We start from the raw sequence: 23,849 nt of genomic DNA, 5'->3' as shown, positions 1-23,849 counted from the left end.
TTTATTCTAGAAAACTTGGTTACATACAAGGAAGAAAAATAGTTTTCAATAGAATAAACTCCAAAAACACTATTTTATGGGGGAATATTCATAATGTCTAAGAAACATAAATTATTCGCATCAACTGCAACTGCAGCATTAGTTGCATCAGCAATCGTACCAGTAGCATCAGCTGCGGCTTTAAACGATTTTGATAGCGTACCATCATATGCAAAAGAAGCAGTTCAACAATTAGCGGATAACAACATCTTACAAGGTGACGCGAACGGTAATTTCAACCCTTCTAAAACGTTAACTCGTGCAGAAGCTGCAGAAGTTCTTTCAAAAGCTTTAAAATTAGAAGCTACAGGAACTGAAAACTTCTCTGACGTTAAAGCTGGCGACTGGTTCTACGATGCAGTAGTAGCTACATCTCCAGAATTATTCGAAGGAGACGGAACTGGCAAATTTGATCCAAAAGCTCAATTAACTCGTGCACAAGCTGCAAAAGTTATCGTACTTGCTTACGGATTAACTGGTGAAGCTGACCTTTCTAATTACTCTGATCTTAAAGATGTTCCAGCATGGGCAAAAGAATTCTTTGCTACAGCTGTAGAAAACGGCATTATCAACGGTAAAACTGCTACAACTTTAGCTCCTAACGCGAAAATTTCTCGCGCTGAATTTGCAGCAATGGTAAAACGTTCAATCGATACAGTAGCTGACGTAACAGTTGAATCTGTAAGTGCTGTTAACGACATCACTGTAAACGAAGGCGAAAAAGTTTCTTTACCTGAAACTGTAGAAGTGACTCTTTCTAACGAAGAAAAAGCTCAAAAAGAAGTAAAATGGGACGTAACAGCTTTAGATACAACTAAACCAGGCGTTTACACAGTAAAAGGTGACGTAGCTGATACTGACCTTGAAGCTTCTGTGAAAGTTACTGTTGTAGCGGTAGCTCCTGAAGTAGTTAATGTTAGTGCAATCAATGTAAAAGAAATCAAAGTAAGTTTTAATAAAGCTGTATCTAAAGACAGCTTTGCAGGTTCTGACTTTGTCGTAACAAATACTGCAACTGCAGCTCCGATTGTCGTTTCTGATGCTCAATTAGCAACAGATGGTAAATCAGCTACTTTATTGTTAGCTTCTAACATCCCAGCTACTGGCGTTGATGTTAACATTGCTGAAGGTGCTCTTTTAGCAGCTAATTATGATAAATTTGCAAAATCTTCTACTAAAGCTTTAAAAGCTGCTGAAGATACAACAGCTCCTAAATTATTATCAGCTACTTATGTTGGTGGCGCTAATATTGAATTGACTTTCGATGAGCCAGTAAACTTCGGAACTTATACTGGTGGTAAGATCGATCAAACAACTGCGACTGTTCAACCAGTTAACTCTACTAAAGCTGGAAAATATGTATACACAATCTCAGCGGCAGCAACTTTATCTAACGGTACTCACACTGTAGATTTAACAAATGTTACTGATTTCGCAGGAAATACAGATGTTCTAATTTCTAAAGATGTTGTAGTATCTCAAGATACTTCAGCTACAAAAGTTGCTTCTATTACAGCGAATGACTCTACTTCATTCATCGTAGAATTCAGCAAAGCAGTAACTGCACCAGCAGCATCAAACTTTGAAATTAAAAAAGGTAACTTAACTTTAGATACTAATAATTTCACAGTAACTCCTGCTTTAGTAGATGCAGACGGTAATGCGGTAGCAAATGGTGTAACTTCATCTAAATTTGTGAAAGTTACTGTAGCAGAAACACAAGCAAACACTGCTAACCCATTGTATGCAACTAATGAAAACGCAGTTAACTTATCTGTAAAAGTTTCTGGATACACTGATGCTTCTACTGTATTAGGTACTGAATTCTCAGGTTCTGTAACTCTTTCTAAAGATTTAACAGCTCCAGCTATTAAATCTGACAAATTAATTACATCAACTGCAACAACAATTGTAATTCCATTCGATCAAACATTAACAGGTGATGTTGATAGTAAAATTACTGTTAAACAAGGTAATGTGTTAGTTGCACAAACAGCTACTTCTGCTAATAAAGATTTAACTTTAACTTTTGGAGCTGGTCTTCTAGAAGAAGGTAAAACTTACACAATTACTTTAGATAAAGGCGCAGTGGTTTCTGGTACTAAAGAAAGCGAAGCGACAACAGTACAATACACTGTTCCTACTTCAGCAACAACTTATACAACAACAGCACCAGGCGTAGCAGCATCTAAGGTTAATGGTAAAAATGTACTAACATTAACTTATGCTGGTAAAGTAAATGATGCAGCTGGATTAGCTTCTGCATATAAATTAAATGATGCAGCACTTCCTGCTGGAACAGAAGTATACTTCGCTAGCACAGCTAAAACATCTGTAGTAATTGAGTTACCATCAACTTATACAGTTAACACTGAAGATAAAGCTGCTAAATTCACAATCAATGCTGACACAGTTCAATATGATTCAACATATGTGGCTGAAGCAAATAAATTCATCTCAGGTTCATTAACAACTTCAAAAGCTTATGAAACTGCAATTACATTAAAAGACAATGTAGCTCCAGTAGTTTCTAAAGTTGAGTATGTTAAAGATGCTTCTGGTTTAGCAACAGGATTAAAACTAACTTTCTCTGAAGCTATCGATGATTCATCTGTTGATGCTGCTAACTTTGTTGTAACTCAAGGTACAACTCCAGTAGGTTACACAGTTGCAGCAGGTGCACCAGCTACAACAGATTTAGTTGATGACAACATCTTAAACTTAACATTCTCTACACCAGTTGTTGCTTCTGGTCTTGTACTCAATACAAACACAGACACAACGAAGTTAACATTAACTGATGCAAACGGTAACCTATTAGGTACTATTTCACCAGTATCTGCACAATAATTTATCGTTTAGAATGTGAACATAATTTAGGAATTTGCCAAACTAGATAAATACCTAAATTAAAAATGGCTCTGCATGGGAGAATCCCCCTGCAGAGCTTATTTTTTGAGTGCCAGGCACACACACAATTCCAAAACAAGTCTAAAAATTAAAGCCCAGTCTATAGTTGATTCTATAGGCTGGATATTTTTATTAGGTCCTCATTAGATTGCTATTCGACTTCTATATATGCTGGAAGTGTGTATCGGACGGACCAACATCTAGTAACGTGTCCTTTAGAAAATCCTCTTCATCCTTTCTCTCGCAAAAACGATAATAGTCCTCAAGTGTTTTTAATGAGGGATAGAGTAGGCTCTTAATAATTGGATTGATATTAATGAAAGGATATGGTGAGGAATGGATAGACTTGTATATAGGGTAACTACTATAAAAATAGTCCTCCATTTGTTGAACCATCGGTGTTTTGGTATTAATCGGATTCCGGTGAATATAGCGGCTAACTCTTAACATGGACATCGGGGAAGCAACCAAATCGGAAAAATACCGAGATTCGTAAAGGTGACCTGCATACTCATATCGCTTCTTATAATAATCGCTATACCGACGATTAATTATACTCATGATTTTGCTTAGGGGAACTTCAGGAGATTGGATTAATAAATGATAGTGGTTCGTCATAATACAGTAAGCAGAAATGGTGAACGGATACTTTTCATAAGTATAGGAGAGCACTCGGAAAAACTCTTGAAAATCTCTTTTGTGGATGAAAATATTTTGTCTGTTATTTCCACGCATAGCCACGTGATTAAACATATGTGGAACCCAAATCCTCCTCTGTCTAGGCATCAGCAATCCCCACTTTTAATTGTTTGGGTGCCAGGCACACAAACAATTCTGAATGATCACCATACCTTCCATACTTTCTCAAAAACCTTCTATTTTTTAAGAACAATAATATCACCTCGTATTTAATAGTTAATTGATCTATTTTTATGCTAAATATAAACACTTCCCATTTCTACCCAAAAACCAAAATATTTTTTTCAGAGGGATAAATTCATTCATATTTCACTTTTTCTATTTATCTCTTTAAAAACTAGCATCCAAATTGTGCGGTTGCCAGGCACGCACACAATTTCGAAACAATTTAGAATAGTATGGGTGCCAGGCCCACACACAAATCTCGAACAATTCAGATGATTACAAACGTAAGGGCACATATAAAAATTTACAATCAATCCAAAGGTTTTAACATCTCCTTAATAATAGGCTTTTATACTTAAAGGAAAGTGTAAAGGATGGTAATTAATTCATGGCTAATTCTAAATATCTTTCTACTAAGTCGCTCTTTGCCTTCAGTATGGCTGGAGCTGTACTAGTTGCTCCAACAGTTTCAGCTGATGCTGCAGAAACTGAGTACAAGCTGTCATTGGATGCACGTTATGATTCGGGTGTTCAAAATGCGGAAGGTGGTACAACGGAGATTGTTGCGTATAACAAACATAACCACTCCGCATACGTGGTAAACGGTGAAACGAAAAAAGTGGAGGCTTTTTCTCTGAATTATCATAAGGAGTCAGCAACTAACCTAAAACCGTTTCTATCAATCGATATTGCAGAGTTATTGAAAACGGTAGATGCCCAATTCGAATATGGCGATTTGACAAGTATAGCCGTTCATCCGAATGAAAATGTTATCGCGGCATCTATTCAAGCGGAAGGGTACAGTGACTATGGTTATGCCGTTTTCTTAACAGCTGAAGGGGAGCTATTAAGTGCTGTCAAAGTAAAGGCGCAACCAGATAACATCACAATCTCGCCGGACGGAACTAAAGCCTTCACCGCTAACGAAGGGGAGCCTCGCGAAGGTTATGGTGACAATCTAATCGACCCACAAGGTTCCATCTCGTTAATTGAACTGTCGAATGGCTTTGAGAAGTTAAAAGCGGAAACAATTAATTTTGAACAATTCGATACTGATGAAAAATGTGCAGAACTAGTTGAATCGCAAGTGATCCTAAAAAAGGGGACAAAACCTTCAGTAGATCTTGAACCTGAATACATTACCGTTAGTGAAGATAGCAAGTTAGCATTTGTTGCCCTGCAAGAAAATAATGCTATTGCGAAAATAGACCTTACATCAAATGAGGTGGTTTCTATCGAAGGTCTAGGATTCAAGGACTTTAGTGTAGAGGGCAATGAAATCGATTTACGTAAAGATGGTCAAGCTAAACTACAAAATGAAAATTACTTCGGGATTTACATGGCCGACGGAATAGCGACATATAACGTAAACGGTAAAAACTATATCGTGACTGCCAATGAAGGGGACAGTCGTGAGTGGGGGAAAGAGGGCACGGAAAGCTTCCATCTAAATGAAAATGAACAAGAAGTAGATGGCAGTGAAATTGTTTTCTATGATAAAACTCAGTATGACGGGTTTGATGACAGCAAAGAGTATATTTTTGGCGGACGTTCGTTCTCAATTATCGATACAGAAACAATGGAAGTTGTTTACGATAGCGGCAGTGACTTTGAAAGAATTACAGCTGAACAATTCCCCGAATATTTCAATGCAAGTAATGATAAAGCCAAGTTGGACAATCGAAGCGGTAAAAAAGGTCCGGAACCGGAAGATGTGAAGATTGGCAGAATAGGAAGTGAAATTTTTGCATTTGTTGGGCTGGAGCGTATCGGAGGTATCATGATGTATAACGTGACTGACCCATCCAAGGTTGAATTTGTTGACTATCTAAACTTGCGTGACTTCAGTGAAGACATTGCGGGAGATGTTTCGCCGGAAGGACTAGCATTTGTAGGTGGTAGCAACCCTCAATTAATCGTTGGTCATGAGGTGAGTGGAACAGTCACTGTTTTAAACCTACTTGCGAATCATCAAGAGAAAAAAGAAAAATAAATTGTTTGAGTGCCAGGCACACACACAAATCTGAAACAATTCAGAATGTATCGAGTGCCAGGCACGCACACAATTCCCAAACAATTCACCCAATAGGCGAAAAAAAAGCAATCCACTAAAAATTTTAGTGGATTGCTTTGTGTTAATTTTGTGTTTGATAGCCGGATACATCTTCATCGAGTAAGAAGGATGTACCGCGTTTTTTGTGTGCGGAACCGAAGAAGATACCGACTAGCACGGCAGATGCGACCAATCCTCCGATGAAAGATGCGTTCAGTGGGATGCCGAAGCCCATCGTTGGTTCGTATAAAATATAGACGATCACCATGTAGGTCATGAAACTCGCTGGCACGGTGGCGATCCAGTGATTCTTCTTTGCCAGGAATAAATACATAGCCCCCACCCAAAGAGCAATGACAGCCGTCACTTGGTTTGCCCAAGAGAAGTATTGCCATAAAATATTAAAATCAATTTTCGTTAAGCCATAAGAAATCACGAATAACGGAATAGCAATCCATAAACGGCTAGAGAATTTGGCCTGTGCAAATTTGAAGTATTCCGCAATAATCATCCGTGCAGCGCGGAATGCTGTATCACCCGAAGTAATTGGCAAAACAACAACACCTAAAATTGCTAAAGTACCGCCGATTGATCCCATCATAAGCAATGAAACTTCACTCACTACTGCTGCAGGGCCACCCGCTGCCAACATTTCACTTAAGCCTCCGTATCCATCAAATAAACTCATTGCTGCGGCTGCCCAAATCATCGCGATAATTCCTTCTGCAATCATCATACCGTAGAAAATTTTACGGCCTTGTTTTTCATTTTGAGTTGTACGCGAAATAATCGGTGTTTGAGTTGCATGGAATCCAGATAAAGCACCACAAGTAATTGTAAAGAAAATCAGTGGGAAAATTGGTAGATTCCCTGGGTGCATATTTTGGAATGAAAGCTCCGGAATTGGCGCACCAGTTACAACAAGTCCAATCCCTACACCTAAAGCGGAAATAACTAAAAGAGCCCCGAAATAAGGATATAAACGGCCTATAATTTTATCAACAGGCAATAAAGTTGCTAAAATATAGTAAAAGAAGATTACACCAACGATTAGCGCAAGAGCGACTTTACCATCCATTAAATTATTGATAAGCATGGCTGGCGAAGTTACGAACACTGTCCCAACCAATAATAATAGTAAAAGTGCGAAAACGTTTACAACATGCTTCATGAATTTTCCTAAGAACTTCGAAACCAACTCTGGTAAATGAGCCCCTTTATTTCGGATCGAAATCATGCCAGTCAAATAGTCATGCACCGCCCCGGCGAAGATGCATCCAACAACAATCCAGATAAATGCCACCGGACCATAGAGTGCACCGGCAATAGGACCGAATACAGGCCCGGTGCCCGCAATATTTAATAATTGTATTAATGAGTTCTTGGGTGTCGACATCGGCACATAATCAACGCCATCAGCATTGACATAAGCAGGTGTTGGTCGTTTTGGTTTCTCCCCGAAAACCTTTTCGACATATTTACCGTAAGTGAAATAACCCACAATTAAGATTGCAATAGAAACTAGAAATGTAATCATCTAACGTTCCCCCATCCCTTTTAAGTTTTCATAATATTCTATCTACGATAAAATGATAGCATATAATGTTATATAACAACAATATTATTTTCGCAAAATGGTATAACAGTTTATTAAAATAATATTTAAAAATGATAAAGTAGCCTTTATGATGAAAAAAGAATGATGAACATGGAGTGAGCATATGCCATTAACGATCGAACGAAATGATATAACAAATATGAAAGTAGATGCCATTGTCAATGCGGCAAATACAGCACTAAAAATGGGAGGGGGAGTTTGCGGGGCGATCTTCCGCGCAGCAGGAGCCGATCAATTGCAGGCTGTCTGTGATGTAATTGGACATTGTGAAGTAGGACAGGCTGTGATGACGGAGGGGTTTCACCTGCCTGCCGACTATATAATTCATACGGTAGGACCCATTTGGAGAGGCGGGAATCATAACGAAGCAGAATTACTTGCCTCTTGCTATAAAGAATCGATGCAGCTAGCTATTGCAAGAAAATGCAGTTCCATTGCTTTTCCTTTGATCTCATCAGGTATTTACGGCTACCCGAAGAGGGAAGCATTGCACATAGCTGTTACAGCAATAAGTGAGTTTTTATTGGAGCACGAAATAAATGTTACAATCGTTGTTTTTGATAAACAGGCGGTTCAACTAAGCAAAAAACTATATCGCTCCGTTTATGAATATATTGACGACTATTATGTGGAACCATTTTTAGTATATGAAAATAGCAGAGAAATTGACTATGTACAAGAAGGTGCGGTTGGCCAGCAGGAAACGTATCAACGAACTTTAGAAAACGTTTTGAATCAGATGGATGAATCTTTCTCCCAAAAATTGCTTCGGTTAATAGATGAAAAGGGGAAAACGGATGTTGAAACCTACAAAAAGGCCAATATTGATCGCCGATTATTCTCGAAAATCCGGAACACACGGGATTATACACCGATGAAAAAGACCGTGATAGCATTTGCCATCGCACTCGAACTGAATGTAGATGAAACAATGGATTTGCTTGCCTCAGCTGGATATACACTTTCAAATAGCAGCAAATTTGATCTTATAATACGATACTTTATAGAACAGAAAAATTACAATATATTTGAAATCAATGAAACGTTATTTGCCTTTGACCAAGTATTATTAGGTGCTTAAAATGTCGCTCCCAAAGCGACCTAATTCAATAGATAAGTTGTTATCCTTCATTGTAGTTATAGCGAAACTACTATCAATGGAAGAAAATTCACATTGAATCCATTGAGTATTTGATGTGGGCTGTTAATTTCTTTTGGAACCTGTCTATTTCATGCGAAATATAACGAGTGGAGGATATTTTATGACAACAACAGGTACGGAGTTAGTGTTTATTTTTGATTGTAGCGGTTCAATGCAGGGGCTTGAAGCAGATACTATTGGTGGATACAATGCGATGCTGGCAAAACAAAAGGAAATAGATGAAGAAGCAGCCGTAACGACTGTTTTATTCAATGATCAATGTAAGACATTACATGAACGCGTCGACATAAAAAAGGTGGTACCTTTAACCAAAACAGATTACGAGGTTGGTGGCACAACCGCACTTCTCGATGCTATCGGCAGCACAATTCAAAAGGTTCATCATGATTTGAAAGCAGTAAAAGAACCGTCAAATCAAGTATTATTTATTATCACAACCGATGGAATGGAAAATGCAAGTGTCGAATATTCCTTTGAAAGAGTTAAAAAATTAGTGGATAGACAAAAAGAGCTTGGTTGGCAATTTATTTTCCTAGGAGCCAACATTGATGCAATCGGCACAGCTTCCAAGTTAGGGATTGGTCGTGAATTTGCTGTAGATTATCATGCAGATGCCATTGGGACACAAGTAAACTTCTCGGCAGTTTCTGAAACGGTAGTGAATTACCGAATACAAGGCAAGTTTAATCGTTCCTGGAAAAAGAAAATCGAAGCGGATTTTAAAAACAGAAAGTAATATTTACTTTTAAAAATGTCGTCATGTAGTTTTTGGTAATAAAACAAGGGTAGTTTAAACGGCAATCATGATGCTCACAATAAACGAAATTCCTTTACTGTAGGATGATTGACAACAAGAGAAATAATTGCAGGAGGCTACACTTTGAAAAAGTTAATCATGATTGTTGGAATGATATTGGTGACAGCAAGTTTATATTACACTCCCATAGAAGTTCGAGCCAATTCAGAACTTTCTTCGTGGGAGGAATCTTTAAAAGCATCGATAAATAATGAAAGCTGGACAAATGCAGCATTATTCAGTAAAAAATTGGCCGAGTATTATGATAATGCCAAGCAATACATAAAAGCAACGGAATATTATATCGAGTCCGCGAATTACTGGACAAAAGCCGGGCATCCCTCGTGGGGAATACAAAACTTAATACGTGCTGATCATATCGGAACAGAAGTGGAATTATATGTCGAACAACCATTTCAAGAGAAAAAGACTTTAGCAAAATTTGAACCAATCAGTGGAACCTACCTTGGTTTATTTTTAGCCGGGAAACGAGAAAATGCAAACCCTGATCCGGTCGAGGAAATTTACGGAAGGAACCATGCCATTTACTTGACCTATACAACTTGGGGAGAGAAGTACACTGATACCAATACGTATTTCCCGATGAGGTTTGCAAAAGAGGCCAAAAAGAATAATTCCGGAATCCAAATCGGATTTGAGCCAATGAACGGATTGGAAGAAGTGGTTGATAGTGATTATATCCGACAATTTGCCAAGGAAGCAAAAGCTTCAGGTGTTCCAGTATTCTTGCGATTCATGGGTGAGATGAATGGGGAATGGGTGCCATGGAGCGGCAATCCTAAAGAATATATCGAGAAATTCAGGTTAGTTCATGACATTATGGAAGAAGAAGCTCCGAATGTTGCAATGGTTTGGTCCCCCAATTTCTTGCCGCGCCACAATATCGATCAATATTACCCAGGTGATGACTTTGTGGATTGGGTTGGCGTATCGCTATATACAATTCCATTTTCCCATGGAAAAGAAGTGCCAGGAGGCAATCCCATAGACTATCTAAAGCCAATATACGATAAGTATAGTCATAAGCCGATGATGATTTCAGAGGGGGCGGTTTCACACTATAGCTATCAATTGAAGAAAGATTTTTCGGAGTGGGCAGTTGGGCAAATAGGAAATATGTATGGATTCTTGCCTAAGATATTCCCTCAAATCAAAGCGGTTACTTATTTTAACCTTGATAAACAAACAACGAATTATGATAATAAGAATAACAATTACGACTTGGGGGACAGTCAACTAGTGGATGAGGCGTATCAAAGGATTATCCAGAGTCCATACTTCTTGGATCAGCTTGTCATCGGAAAAGAGATTCATCAAATACAAACAAAATACTTGCCGATTACAGATTTGAAAAACCTATCCGGCGTGCGCAACGCATTTATGTATGTAAAACTGCCTCTTGGTGAACAACCTTATTATGTGGCGGCCTATCAAGGAAAAAGAAAGTTGGGTGAATCATATATCCAACCTTGGGATATGAAAATAAATCTCAAACAGATCAAAGCAAATGAACCCATCACTCTTGTGGCATTTGATGAAAACTTCAAGCGGCTTGCAACTGAAACGGTCGTGCTAAAGAAAAACAAGAAATAAGGTGAACAAATCGGTAGCCTTGACGTTAAAGGCAAAAATGATTTATTCATATAAAAAAACAAGAAAGACTGTTAACAGTCTTTCTTGTCCTTCCAATTATGCAACGAATGGTTTTTTCATTTTAATTAATCCGTAAATATAATAGAACAGACTACCTGTAATAATCGTTAAAATAATAAACAGAATCGACATGCCAGTTTCACCCGTCCAGCGATAGAATAGTCGATACATATAATATAGGCCAAGGACAATCATGGCAATGGAAGCTAAAATTCCAATCAAAGGTATAATCGACACAATTGCGAGTCCGATATAAATTAACAAAAACATTAAGGATTCTTTTTTAATCTCTTGCATTGTCGTCTTGCTTGAACCAAAAGCAAATAACAAATAAACATTCACCAGTGGAATCCATGCCCAAAAAGAAACTTCCCCTAATCCGTTTGTTTTCGCTGTATAATAGTAGATGAGTGCGTTAACAACATACCCCAATACAACCAAAGCTAGAGTAATGATTAAAAAAACGAAAAATAAACCTCCATAAAAAGCATCATAATCACTTGAATACGTACTGTAAGTCAAAACCAACAACCTCTCCTTTAATAAAAATACTTTACACTATATGTAATTAAAATATCATTTAACCCAAAATATGTCAGTATATTTTTTTACATTTATTAGAAACCTACTTTTGTCATGCCTCAGTACTTGGTCAAATGGCATATTCTACTAAGCTATTTGTCACAAGTTAAATCTTCATCAAATTCCAGTTTCCTTATTCTATCCCATATTGAAGCACACTTATATATTTTATTTTATTCACAATCGTCAAATAATAAAAACAGCATCACAGCCTGCTTAGGAAAACTCTCCTATCTTTCTAGTAATCTGCCAATTTAGTATAAAAGTATGTTATATTCTAGTTATCATAACATTTTTCTACATATTGGAGTGAATTAAATTGGCAAAAAAACTAGGAATGATTGTGATCGCATTCATTCTCGTGCAGTTTTCTATTAATCTTTCAGTCGCCTCAGCCTCAGTTTTTGACAACAAAGTCTCTGAAAAGAAGACGGAAGTGTCTCCTCAAGTTACACACATACAGCGAACATATCAATCTAGCTCAACAAAGCAAGTCGTTAATATGCTGGATGTCAATCTAACAAATACATATACTAAATTAGAACTCGGATTACCGAATCCTATAAATTCGTTAAAAACCACATCTAGTTTGGCAAAGGAATACAGCTCTTTAGGACATCGTGTGGTAGGTGCAGTCAATGCCTCTTATTTCATGGGAAATGGTGTGCCTGCAAATCTATTAGCGCAAAATAACGAGATTATGAATTATGGAATTTTAGGTGATGGAAAAGAAAGCCCGACTCAATATCCGATCGCTTTTGGAATTTCAAAATCCGGCAAAGCCATTATTGATTATTACAAAACGGACTTAAGTTTTACTGTGAATGGAAAAACGTACCCGATTGATCTAATCAATAGCGAAAGAACGGAGAACAAAACTGTTTTATATACGCCGGGGAAAAAAAGTACTGGAACAAATCAATGGGGAATAGAAATCATTGCAAACTCTGCATCTCAGGATACTAGTACATTGCATTTTGGTGATCGATTCTCTGGTGTTGTCTCCAATGTGACAGGTTATAATACCTCAGGTAACTCTGTAATTCCAAATGATGGTTTTGTCATTTCTGTTCAAAATAAAGAACTTGCAGCTGAACTTGCGGCTTCTGTTTCCTCAGGGGCAACGGTTGAAGTAGGATTGGCAATCGATTCAAAATGGATGGATGCGCAGTACATACTTGCAGCAGGGCCTTTACTTGTTAAAGATAGTAAGGTGAACATTTCAATGTCGACATCTTCATCATTTGCAGCGAGCCGTGCTCCTCGTACGGCCGTAGCAATCGATTCCACGGGCACAAAAGTATTTCTGGTGACAGTGGATGGCAGACAGAGTGGTTACAGTAATGGGACAAGTTTATCAGATTTGGCATCCTATCTCATTTCACAAGGAGCCAGTGCGGCAATCAACTTAGATGGTGGCGGTTCTACAACGATGGTTGTACGAAATCCTGGTGGATATTCTCCAACACTAATCAACAGACCTTCAGACGGAAGTGAAAGACGCGTTTCGGCAATTCTGCAGGTTGTTAATACAGCGCCACAAGGAACATTAAAATCTATGACTTTAGGTAGTATACCAAGTGAAGTTACAAAAGATGCATCAATTAATTTAAAAGTGGCTAGTGCCTATGATCAGTACTTGAATCCAATTGAAGTGGATGCATCCCAAGTGAAGTGGTCTGTTGAAGGCAATATCGGCACGATTAACGGGACAACATTCACTGCCACTGGAAAAGGGCAAGGAAAAATTATTGCACAATATGATGGAATAAGAGTTGAACGAACTGTAAAAGTGACTGAGATAGAAGGCAAGATTTTGCTGGACAGCTTTGATAGTGCTTCCAAATGGTCATCCTCGGCAGCAAAAGCTACAGCTTCGGTGGCCAATAGTACGAAGTCTGAACCATTTAGACAAGGATCAGCGAGTTTAAAGCTTTCCTATGATTTCTCTTCATCCCAAACAGGGACGAAAGCTGCCTATGCAGTGGCGAAATCGCCAATTTCAATAACTGGACAGCCGGATCATTTGGGCGTTTGGGTTTATGGGGATGGTGGAAAACACTGGTTGCGGGGAGTAGTCGTTGATGGAGCAGGTGCAAAACATACAATCGACTTCACACAGCAGGGCGAATTAAATTGGACTGGCTGGAAGTACGTTACGGCATCGATGCCTTCGAATGCTAGCTCACCATTCAAATTTGAACGTCTATATATCGCAGAACCAACTGGGTCACTGCAAAATAAAGGCAAGATTTATTTTGATCAATTGCAAGCAGTTTACAATCAAACTAATAAAGAACAGGCCTATACAGACGTAAATAAAAATCATTGGGCGGTAACTTCCATTGAGAATTTATATGAAGACGAATTGATCAAAGGCTACTTAGATGGTACTTTTAGACCTTCGAATTCAATTACACGTGCTGAAGCAGCAACAATTATTGTAAGAGCTCTGAATTTGAAGTCTACAAAGTCGATTAGTTTTGAAGATGTTCGCGCTTCCCATTATGCGGCACAGGCAATCAGTGCCATTGCAGAAAAAGGGATCATGACAGGACGTGAAGCAGGGAAGTTCAGCCCGGATGGTAAATTAACAAGGGCAGAAGTGGCTACTCTAATCAAGAGAGCATACCAATTAAAAGGAACAACCTCTGTAGCTTATCGCGATTTAAAATCATCCCATTGGGCTTATGGGAGCATCCAAACGCTCGTAGCAAATGATTTGGCAAAAGGGTTTGAAGATAATACCTTTAGACCGGACTCAAGCATCTCAAGAGCAGAGTTCGCCACATTCCTTGACCGAGTAAATTAATAAACCATAAAAAAGAACCCGAATCGCAACAAGCGAATCGGGTTCTTTTTTTATTGAAGTGCTTTGATTAAGTGGATTGTTTGAGTGCCAGGCACCCAAACAATTCAGAATTAAACGGGTGCCAGGCACACACACAAATCAAGAACAATTCAGAATAGTACGAGTGCCAGGCACACACACAATTCTCGCGCAATTTGGGTGAAAAGAAACACCTTTCGCAATGGGCGGCACAAGGCACATCCAGCGAAAGGTGTTTCGTTTAAATTTTGGTTTATTTTGTTTCGACGTAGACAGCTACTGGGAGGTTGCCTCCACCTGCGTGCATGATTTCAAGTTCAAGTGTTTCTTGTTTACCTGCGCCAATTACATGTTCAGGCAGTTGAACGTAGCTCACGCCTGGGGTAATTGTCGGGATCAAGTAAACATTGTCTTTATATTTCACCGCTCCGCTGTATGATCCACCTCTACCCGCAAGGCTGATTTTGATCGTGTGTTCTTCCGGGTTTGGATTGCTTACTGGCACTTTTACTTTGTAGCTCATCCCGAAATGACCAGGGTTTCCAATGATACCGTTCATTTTTGTTAATGAATTTTCGGTAGTCAAAAGATTGTCGGTTTTCCCATTGGAGATATTGTAGCCCGTTTGTGCCGTACCAACTGTATAGGTTGGAAGGGTTGCCGTAATCGTCGAGCTTGGCCATACACCTCTTGGATGTTGGTCATAAAGAGAAATCACATCTGAATGAATTTGTGTTAAGTCCTGAGCTTCATCCTTGCTTAAGACAACGCGGATGATATATTTGCTGTTTGCTCCGTTTAATGAACGGACATCAATATTATTCAAGAATCCTAACGCTTTTTCTTCATCCAGCATATACGATTGAATTAATTTCGTTTCACCAGGGGCAATCTTCACGCCATTTCCTTGCGCATTCTTTAAGTTTCCACTTAAGAATGTATCCGCCAACGGTAAGCCGATGTCGTACTTAATGGAACTATCGGAGCCGACTTTGGAGACGCCTTGTGCATTTGTGATCTCAAGTGTGTTTGCATCTGAGATATTCTCGATCGTAATGCCGATATTTGCCTTTTTACCTAGATGATTTAAATGCCAACCAAAAATGCTGTATTCTTTCGCAGCAGTTGTGGCATCTATTTTATATTCAGCCAGAGTCGCAATGTCATCTGTAATGTGAGAAGGACTCAAATACTCAGGATTGTCGCTCACAATCAATTCTCTTTTTCCCTCTAAAGCAGCGTTCGGTACTGGCTGTGGAACGCTTAGGACACCGTAAGAAAGATCAAGCTTTTGACCTGAAAAAATATAATCATTAATCGAAATGTAAAGCTCTTGTTTATTGCGGTCGTATTGTATTCTTCCACTATTTGTTAAGTTATTGACAACGAAATGAACCGGGACGTATATTTCCCCGTATTCAACAAAAGGAGATTCGTCCATTTGCATCGATTGTCCATCCAGATATACGGTCTTACTGCCAACCGTAAAGGTATAAAGTGTATCCGCTACGAGTAATTCGTATTCGGTTTTTGAAAGCCAAGCGCCATATCCATTTTCAAGATAATATTCAAAGTATTTCGCTGGAATATAAGTTCTGCCACCTCTTGTAATGATGGGTTCCTCCATTAAAATCTTTGAATCATTCATATGTATTATATGCTGTACTGGCGGTTTTTCAACGGGTGTACCCGGTACGTCCGGTGCATCCCCTGAATCATTTAACTCAATTGTCACCTTACGTTGGCTCTGCTCCCATGTTACGGAACCGGCCAAATTTTCACTGACAAAACGTAGTGGTACGTAGGTTCTGTCTTTATACATCATTGGAGCAACCGGAACGGAAACGGGCGCGCCATCTACTGTTGCGTTCTTTGAATTAATCGTAAGATCAACAGTGTGTCCATTTTTAGTGCTGCTTGCTGTTAATGTTTCTTTGTTCCAGCTGACTGTTGCACCAATGGCTTCATAGAAGTCCCGCATTGGTAAAAGTACATAACCGGACTTGTTCAGCACCGGGTCGTTAAATATGATCGTTTCACCGTTCAACTCAATTGTAATCCCTTTCATGACAGGTGAAGCGTTTGCCCCGGATGCAGCGGATGTTTCCATGCCCGAGGTAGAAAAAAATGCGATTAAACCAATTAGAGATACAAACAAAATTCTAAACATTTTACTATTCTCCTGACTTCAAATATATGTTTCATCATAACATAGTTCCTATCCCGCTATATCGAAATTTCTGCAAAATTCTTGTAAAAAAGGATGAAATACCTACTATTTTCGACATAAAAAAGTCGATATGGCAGAAGAAGAACATGGTAGAGCTGTAATTCTATACCACTTCAAATAATACCTAAACCTATATGGTGATATCAAGTGTCGAATCTATGAAGATAAGAACTCCAAATAAAAGTTTCATGCTCAGAAATGTTTTCCAAAAGCCCTAATGATTGTTTAATACCTCTTATAATGGAATGTTCTGTTTGATGGGAAATGGGCAATAATACAGTTTAAATGTTATATCTCTGTTTATATCAATCAGGGATATTTTTTTATACCGTTAACTAGTTCATTTATTGGGAGGACATCATGACGAGGCGAAACATACTAATAACGGGCATACTTTGTTTATTACTCATTGCGTCACTCTTTGGCAATCATTTTGACCATATTAGAACAAGTGCGACGACTGGGCCACAATCAATTCCCTATGAAAAACCGACTGCCATGAAACAATTTGATGAAGAATATGATGTGATCGTTGTTGGTGGGGAACCGGAGGGAGTTGCTGCAGCTGTTTCTGCCGCTAGGAATGGTGCCAGAACATTATTGATAGAACGCCGAAGTGAATTGGGTGGTTTATTTACTTTCGGTATGATGAACTTCCTGGATATACCTCAGGGTGCCAACGGCCAATCAGTCAGTCACGGCATATTCGAGGAATGGCATCATTTAGTCGGTAAGGGGAGCACCTTTCATATTGAAACAGCAAAAGCCGCTTTTCAGAAGTTGGTGAACGACGAGCAGCTGCTTTCTTTAACGACAGATACCACTGTCACAGGCTCCATCATGAATGGAAATCAAATTGTTGGAGTGAAGCTGCAAAATGAGAACGGCAATTTTGAGGTGCGGGGAAAAAGCTTTATCGATGCTACGCAAGATGCGGATTTTGCCGTCATGTCCAAGGTTCCCTATTTTATAGGAGGAAAAGATGTCGGTGTTGAAGATAAAAAAATGGCGGTAACATTGATGCTTCATTTGAAAAATGTCAACTGGGATAAAGTAAAAGAAACCGCCTTGGTTGAAAAATTTGGAAAAGCCGAAGTGACCGACCATGCGGCTTGGGGGTTCTCCAATCTTCATTATGATTATAAGCCGGTCGAACAAAATACAAGGCTGAGAGGGCTCAACTTGGCAAAGGTTGGGGATGAGTACTACATCAATGCACTGCAAATTTTCGGGATCGATGGTTTGGACGAGAACTCAAAGCAAGCAGCCATCGAAAAAGGAAAAAAAGAAACGATGCATATCCTTCAATTTTTACAAAAGGAATTCCCGGGTTTTGAGAATGCCGAGGTTGCAAGTTTCCCGCCGGAATTATATGTACGGGAAACGAGGCATATATGGGCCGAGTATCAATTGCCGATGTCGGATGTTTGGACGAATCGCGATCATTGGGACAATATTGGATACGGCGCCTATCCGGTGGACGTACAGGCACAAACGCCGCAAGATTATGGGTTCGTTCTGGCAGATCCAAAACAATATGCAATTCCGTTCCGATCCTTGGTCCCAAAAGAGATTGATGGCATCCTGGTTGTCGGGCGTGCTGCCGGCTTCTCCTCACTTGCAGCAGGCAGTGCCCGAATTGTCCCGACAGGCATGGTCACTGGACAAGCAGCGGGTGCGGCAGCGGCGTTGGCTGTGCAACAAAATATAACTTTTAGAGACATGAGCAAAGATACAAAAATGATTGAGACACTCCGTACAAAATTGGATGAACAAGAGGCTTTTGTAGACCATTTCAAATCGGACTATCCTCATATGGGGGAATGGTTTGATGGATCGATACAACAACTGCTGAATTATGGCCTTGTATCAGCCGGCTATTCCAATGATTTAAAAGTTGAACACGAAGCAACAACCCATAACTTCGTGAAACTCCTGAAAGAGACGATTGAACGAACTGCCCCAAAAGAAAATGCCGAGCTGCGCAAAAAAATGGCGACCATTTATCAAAACGAAATGGCAAAGGAAAATAGGCTGCTGCAATTATCCGATGTGAGCATCGTCCTATCGGCATTAGTAAATGGCAATGCACAGACTGCGAGCTGGCAGGGATTGATTGATAAAGGGATAATCGGAAAAGAAGTTGCAGCCAATATTCCGGGCGAAAACGAAAACCATCATTTGAAGTTTAAAGAACTATATGCGATTTGTGCTGATATGATTGTCTTTTTAAAAAAATAATACGTGAAAAGAGGATATCCCGAACCGAAAGGGGGACATCCTCTTTTTTACGATTCCTTCTTTGGCAAACTGTTCAAATACCGATCCGATAACTGAAGAATCTCCTTTATCCGCTCATAATCCTCTTCATAGTCCGAATAATTCGGTACTGGTTGTAGGGTGCCGGTATCATAGGCTTCACCATCTTCAAACCCTTCATCAGGCTTATAGGCAATTTCATTGTTAAAGAATGATCCGGAAGGCATGTAGTAGCGCATCCCAAAAAGATTGTCCGGGTAATTGAGCAAGTCCTGGCCAAAATGAACAAAGTTATCCAACGACAAACCAAGCAAGTTTGAAAGAGTAGGCAATATATCCACCTGGCCTCCAATGGTTTCATTCATTTCGCTTACCTGTTCGTCACCACCTAATGTGACCATTAGAGGAACATTCAACTGATCGAGCAGATGGTAGTCATGTCCCAGCAAATTCTCCAGTAAAGCAAGCTCCGGTTCTTTCAGGGAGCTTTTTTGCAAGCCGAAGTGGTCGCCATATAAAACGAGCATTGTATCATCCCACATGCCTGCTTCCTTCAATTGAGCAACAAATTTCCCCAACATCTGGTCGGTATAATGGATTGCCTTTAAATAATCGCCGACAATATTGCCGTCAAATTGTTGCGGAAGCACCAAAGTGTTTTTATCTGCCGGGATCTGGAATGGATGATGGCTCGAAAGTGTGATGAAATGGGCAAAAAACTTCTGCTGGCCATCATGCAGTTTTTGTAGTTCGGAAACCGCTTTTGTATAGAGCACTTCATCCGACGGACCAATTCCGATGACATCTTTCTGTCCGAAAAATTCAATATCAAAATATTGATCGAATCCGAGGGCAGGATAAAGATTGTCGCGATTCCAAAAGGTTACGTCATTTGCATGGAAGGTAAGCGATTTGTACCCTTTATTCTTCAACAGTTTAGGGAAGCTAGGAATTATTCGATCCCCATAGGTTTCGCTGGTTGCTTCCATGCCAGCGGGGTACAGTGAAGTATTGAAAATAAATTCCGCATCGGAAGTATTGCCGGGTCCAATTTGTTGATAGACATTGGGAAAATAAACACTTTCCTTTATCAAGCTATTTAAGAAAGGGGTCACCGGCTGTCCATTGACTTGTAAATTTAATGTGAAATCTTGAAAAGCTTCCATTTGAATGGCGATGATATTTTTCCCTCCAGCTACACCAAAGTATTGCCGCTCACCTTCAGTTATAGGCGGTGTTTCCTTGACTTCTTCTATTATAGTAGGAAGTTGTTTCAATTCTTCGGCGGTAAATTGATTAGTTGCGTTTGTTAAATAATTTTTTACACCAAAGATTTCATACGTAATGATTCCTTGTTTTTTGGCGGATGTTACAGAGTTGGCGATTTCAACATTTTTCTGGCTGTAAACAAGCACAGCAGACACCACTAAACCAAGGAGCAAAACACTCAACGCAAATCGGACATTATGCTTGGAAGCATGCTCCCGTGCCCTTTTTCGGTTGAATAGGCCCAATAGAAGAATGATGATGAAGTCAATATATAAAACGCCGTAAATTGGATGGAACAGTTGGTAAACACTATCGCGGATCGTGCCAACTTGATTCAATAGCGAAAATGCATGAATCGTCACAATATAGCCAAAGTAATTATGGTAAACGAGAATGACTGTTAAAAGTAAAGTTAGGACAAAATCCAAAAAAAGATAAACCATTTTCTTTACTTTGTGTGATGGAATAAGTTCAACCAATCCAAAGAGGATGAATAAATAGCAAAGCTCCACGAAAAGTGTCTGAAAGAAATCAAATCCTTCAAATAAGAGGCTTCTTGTAAAAATAAACTTGCCAATTAAAATTGCGGTGAAGATAAAAAAAAGAGGATGTCTCCTCAAAATTAGGTTTTTCATGACGATCTTTCACACCTTAATTTGATTTGTCAAAATGGTAGTGCATTATTCCAGTATTTTGAAACTCATTAGGGAGTACAATACATTTATTTTGAGCTAAAATGGTCAATCTCATTAGCGAATTTTGCTCAATTCTTTCAATAAATTCAAAAAATCCTTTGTAAGGGAACTGTTTTCCTTACGAAGGATTATTATTATGTACAACGAGCAATATTTTGACATTTTGTATGGGGAAATTTGAAATAATAAATAAAATATATAGAAAATTCTAAGTTACAAACCGCCGAAATGAGACAATCATATTACAGGAATGTTACAAAAGGGTGCCAGTGCTAGCTAGATTGCTTGTTAAATGAAGGTTTTAGCTGGTTTATGTTGAAATGTTGTTCGACGTTTTTTGCAATAAAACGTTACACAAATGAAAAATTACTATTCTATTTTTTATGTTACTCTTTTACTAGAGAAATAAGCCGATCATGGTTATTTTGAAGGGAGTATTTAACTGCATGAAAAAGAGATGGTTATTACCTGTATTCGCATCATTAATGTTATTGGCAAGCCCTTTTACAAATGATGCAGAAGCAGCTACACATAAAGAATTAACTAATACAGCATATAAATATATTGGAGTACCTTATACATACGGAGGAACATCTACTAACGGGTTTGACTGTTCCGGATTCACTCAACGAGTATTTTCTGACTTGGGAATTAGCATAGGCCGCACAACATCAGCACAGTATTCAACAGGTACGGCTGTATCTAAAAGCAATCTGGAAGTAGGGGACTTAGTGTTCTTTAATACTTCTGGAAGAGGTGTATCTCACGTTGGTATTTTTGTAGGCAACGGTGAATTCGTACACTCTTCAACTAGTAAGGGCGTTACGGTTTCAAAACTAAGCGAATCTTACTGGGCAAATCGCTATCTTGGTGCAAAACAAATTGCCAACTTCCCAGCCGAAGAAGTGACAAAGAAAGTGGAAGAAGTTAAATCGGTAGCGATCGACTTTTCGGTCTATGCTTCTCGTGCGGAAGTAGCTAACCAACTTGCAAAAGCATTAAACTTGGACACTTCCAATACAACTTCGACATTTTCGGATGTGAAATCATCGGATAAATATGCTGGTGCAATCACTTCGCTTCAGAACGAAGGCATTTTCCAAGGTGATGAAAACAAGAAATTCAACCCAAATTCACCAATTACGCGCGCTGAAATGTCAAAAGTTTTAGTACTAGCTTTCGATTTACAATTGCAAGACAACACACTTCAATTTACTGATGTGAAAAAAGATAATTGGGCATATGAATATGTTAATAACTTGGCATCAAACAAAGTAACGATTGGTTTAGGCAACGGAGCATTTGGTGCAAAAGATAACGTAACTTTGACTCAATTGGGTCTATTCATTGAACGTGCAATGAACTAAATGACGAAGTCGATAGTTTAATAAAGTAGGTAACTTCCGGAGAGGCTGATTTTAGCCTCTCTTTTTTTATGTTATGAGCTCTTCTTGCTGGATATACCATTGAGAAATAGAATAATTGTAGAGATTGATAGTAATATTTTCTAAATTTGTATATAATTTAGTATAAAGTAGCTATCATGCTAAATTACGATAAATCAAAGTGTAATTAATTATTAGTTTATCCATCATCTTTAAATCAGTGAGGAGTTTAGATATATGAAACATCAACGATTAAAAATGGCCATAATAACTTTTCTTTTTACCTTTATAATTGTCCATTCCACAGAAGTACGTGCATCTACCGAAAACCTTTACAGCGATGTATCTTCCAACCATTGGGCTTATGAATCGATTTCCGCAATGAAGGATTTGAATATAATGACTGAATCCAACGAAGGAAAGTTCCTTCCTAATGGATTCGTAACAAGGGCCGATGCCGTACAGTTCATTTTCAATGCGCTGAAGTTGGAACCGACAACTGAAACCGGCTTTCTATTTAAAGATGTACCCCAAAATGCAACCTATAAACATGCTTTGTTTACTTTAACGAATTTAGGGGTAATAGAGAATACGAGTAAGTTTCATCCAAACGATTTTTTGACTCGTGCGCAACTTTGCAAGATACTCAGTCTTGCATTTGACATCGTAATAGATCAAAAAAATCATACAAATTTCAGGGATGTTCCTTCATCACATTGGGCAAAAAACTATATAGGCTCATTGGCGGATATCGGAATCATAAAAGGAACTACTAAAACCACTTTTTCGCCAAACGAAAAAGTGACGCGGGCGCAAATCGCAATATTTTTGGATCGATTGATGACATTCCAAAATGAACTTGCGTCGAATGAGGTGATTTACGATTTTTTGCAAAAGGAATACATCCATACAATCGATCATCATCCAAAATGGTCAGCCAAAGTGGTCCAGCTAGTAAATGAAGAACGTGAAAAACAAGGCTTATCCAAATTGCAGTATGATAGTAAGCTGGCTCAGCTTGCAGTTGTTAAAGGGAATGATATGCTGAAACGGAAATATTTCGAGCATTACTCACCATTTTACGGATACGCTTGGGATATGGCCGGTATTTTCGATTATTCGTTTACAATCATCGGGGAAAATTTGGCAAGAAATTCGACTTCGCCGGAAGCCGTAGTGCAGGCGTGGCTGAAGTCCACCTCTCATAAAAACAATATGATGAATAAAAATTATACCAATACCGGTGTTGCCTGTGTGAAGAGTAAAGATGGGGATATCTACTGGGTGCAACTTTTCTCGAAAAAATAAGATGATTATTTCATAAAAATATCCTGCAATAAAGAATAAAAAAGCATCGATAAAGATGCTTTTTATATTGAGGGTAAAAAGACCTATTCTTGATGCTGTATATATGTTTCATGGAGTTACTGCCGCAATATTTAGGGTCAATTTTCGTGAGACTAAAGTCTTTATTATATAGCTA

Annotated in this window: 14 protein-coding genes; 9 read left to right on the top strand and 5 right to left on the bottom strand. The window is 38.8% G+C overall.

What is annotated here, in order from left to right; genetic code table 11:
- The first annotated feature begins 93 nt into the window (after positions 1-93).
- A complete protein-coding gene (locus CD33_RS06340; RefSeq protein ID WP_036199162.1) occupies positions 94-2,889 on the top strand; it encodes an S-layer homology domain-containing protein in 2,796 nt (931 codons plus the stop codon).
- A gap of 222 nt (positions 2,890-3,111) precedes the next feature.
- Here the strand turns inward: CD33_RS06340 and CD33_RS06335 are convergent, their stop codons facing one another.
- Positions 3,112-3,702 carry a transposase gene (locus CD33_RS06335; protein ID WP_176400112.1) on the bottom strand — a complete coding sequence of 197 codons (591 nt, stop codon included), beginning with the start codon at positions 3,700-3,702 and terminating at the stop codon, positions 3,112-3,114.
- 499 nt (positions 3,703-4,201) lie between these two features.
- On the opposite strand from CD33_RS06335, the gene CD33_RS06330 reads away from it, so the two are divergent.
- On the top strand, positions 4,202-5,806 hold the full coding sequence (locus tag CD33_RS06330; protein ID WP_052130052.1) for a choice-of-anchor I family protein: 1,605 nt from the start codon (positions 4,202-4,204) through the stop codon (positions 5,804-5,806).
- 142 nt (positions 5,807-5,948) lie between these two features.
- On the opposite strand, the gene CD33_RS06325 is transcribed toward CD33_RS06330, so the two are convergent.
- The gene (locus CD33_RS06325) at positions 5,949-7,403 is read right to left on the bottom strand and encodes a carbon starvation CstA family protein (protein WP_036199159.1); all 1,455 of its coding nucleotides are present in this window, start codon (positions 7,401-7,403) and stop codon (positions 5,949-5,951) included.
- A 184-nt stretch (positions 7,404-7,587) separates the two neighbouring features.
- On the opposite strand from CD33_RS06325, the gene CD33_RS06320 reads away from it, so the two are divergent.
- From CD33_RS06320 to CD33_RS06310, 3 genes are all read left to right on the top strand, one after another.
- Positions 7,588-8,565, top strand: a complete 978-nt coding sequence (locus tag CD33_RS06320; RefSeq protein WP_036199156.1) for a macro domain-containing protein — start codon at positions 7,588-7,590, stop codon at positions 8,563-8,565.
- A 181-nt stretch (positions 8,566-8,746) separates the two neighbouring features.
- Entirely contained in the window at positions 8,747-9,382 is a 636-nt protein-coding gene (locus CD33_RS06315) for a vWA domain-containing protein (RefSeq protein WP_036199155.1), read from the top strand.
- Positions 9,383-9,526: 144 nt separating this feature from the next.
- A complete protein-coding gene (locus CD33_RS06310; RefSeq protein ID WP_052130050.1) occupies positions 9,527-11,056 on the top strand; it encodes a glycoside hydrolase family 26 protein in 1,530 nt (509 codons plus the stop codon).
- A 96-nt stretch (positions 11,057-11,152) separates the two neighbouring features.
- Here the strand turns inward: CD33_RS06310 and CD33_RS06305 are convergent, their stop codons facing one another.
- Complete coding sequence (locus CD33_RS06305) at positions 11,153-11,638, bottom strand: hypothetical protein (protein WP_036199217.1); 486 nt, start codon at positions 11,636-11,638, stop codon at positions 11,153-11,155.
- A 379-nt stretch (positions 11,639-12,017) separates the two neighbouring features.
- Between CD33_RS06305 and CD33_RS06300 the strand changes: the two genes are divergently transcribed.
- Entirely contained in the window at positions 12,018-14,510 is a 2,493-nt protein-coding gene (locus tag CD33_RS06300; protein ID WP_036199153.1) for an S-layer homology domain-containing protein, read from the top strand.
- Positions 14,511-14,781: 271 nt separating this feature from the next.
- Here CD33_RS06300 and CD33_RS06295 read toward each other — a convergent pair whose 3' ends face one another.
- Entirely contained in the window at positions 14,782-16,698 is a 1,917-nt protein-coding gene (locus CD33_RS06295; protein WP_036199149.1) for a copper amine oxidase N-terminal domain-containing protein, read from the bottom strand.
- A gap of 420 nt (positions 16,699-17,118) precedes the next feature.
- On the opposite strand from CD33_RS06295, the gene CD33_RS06290 reads away from it, so the two are divergent.
- Positions 17,119-18,999 carry an FAD-dependent oxidoreductase gene (locus CD33_RS06290; RefSeq protein ID WP_036199147.1) on the top strand — a complete coding sequence of 627 codons (1,881 nt, stop codon included), beginning with the start codon at positions 17,119-17,121 and terminating at the stop codon, positions 18,997-18,999.
- Between the two features lie 47 nt (positions 19,000-19,046).
- Here CD33_RS06290 and CD33_RS06285 read toward each other — a convergent pair whose 3' ends face one another.
- Positions 19,047-20,921 (bottom strand): LTA synthase family protein, encoded by a 1,875-nt coding sequence (locus CD33_RS06285; protein ID WP_052130049.1) that lies wholly within the window; start codon positions 20,919-20,921, stop codon positions 19,047-19,049.
- 506 nt (positions 20,922-21,427) lie between these two features.
- Between CD33_RS06285 and CD33_RS06280 the strand changes: the two genes are divergently transcribed.
- Positions 21,428-22,348 carry a C40 family peptidase gene (locus tag CD33_RS06280; RefSeq protein ID WP_036199146.1) on the top strand — a complete coding sequence of 307 codons (921 nt, stop codon included), beginning with the start codon at positions 21,428-21,430 and terminating at the stop codon, positions 22,346-22,348.
- A gap of 255 nt (positions 22,349-22,603) precedes the next feature.
- Entirely contained in the window at positions 22,604-23,674 is a 1,071-nt protein-coding gene (locus CD33_RS06275) for a CAP and S-layer homology domain-containing protein (protein ID WP_052130048.1), read from the top strand.
- Positions 23,675-23,849 lie beyond the last annotated feature (175 nt).

This window comes from Ureibacillus sinduriensis BLB-1 = JCM 15800 (assembly GCF_000772955.1).
Lineage (GTDB): Bacteria > Bacillota > Bacilli > Bacillales_A > Planococcaceae > Ureibacillus > Ureibacillus sinduriensis.
This window is presented reverse-complemented; position numbering and strand designations above follow the sequence as displayed.

Coding starts and splice junctions, on each gene's coding strand:
- CD33_RS06340 (WP_036199162.1), top strand. CDS start 94: ATGTCTAAGAAACATAAATTATTCGCATCAACTGCAACTGCAGCATTA.
- CD33_RS06335 (WP_176400112.1), bottom strand. CDS start 3,702: ATGTTTAATCACGTGGCTATGCGTGGAAATAACAGACAAAATATTTTC.
- CD33_RS06330 (WP_052130052.1), top strand. CDS start 4,202: ATGGCTAATTCTAAATATCTTTCTACTAAGTCGCTCTTTGCCTTCAGT.
- CD33_RS06325 (WP_036199159.1), bottom strand. CDS start 7,403: ATGATTACATTTCTAGTTTCTATTGCAATCTTAATTGTGGGTTATTTC.
- CD33_RS06320 (WP_036199156.1), top strand. CDS start 7,588: ATGCCATTAACGATCGAACGAAATGATATAACAAATATGAAAGTAGAT.
- CD33_RS06315 (WP_036199155.1), top strand. CDS start 8,747: ATGACAACAACAGGTACGGAGTTAGTGTTTATTTTTGATTGTAGCGGT.
- CD33_RS06295 (WP_036199149.1), bottom strand. CDS start 16,698: ATGTTTAGAATTTTGTTTGTATCTCTAATTGGTTTAATCGCATTTTTT.
- CD33_RS06290 (WP_036199147.1), top strand. CDS start 17,119: ATGACGAGGCGAAACATACTAATAACGGGCATACTTTGTTTATTACTC.
- CD33_RS06285 (WP_052130049.1), bottom strand. CDS start 20,921: ATGAAAAACCTAATTTTGAGGAGACATCCTCTTTTTTTTATCTTCACC.
- CD33_RS06280 (WP_036199146.1), top strand. CDS start 21,428: ATGAAAAAGAGATGGTTATTACCTGTATTCGCATCATTAATGTTATTG.
- CD33_RS06275 (WP_052130048.1), top strand. CDS start 22,604: ATGAAACATCAACGATTAAAAATGGCCATAATAACTTTTCTTTTTACC.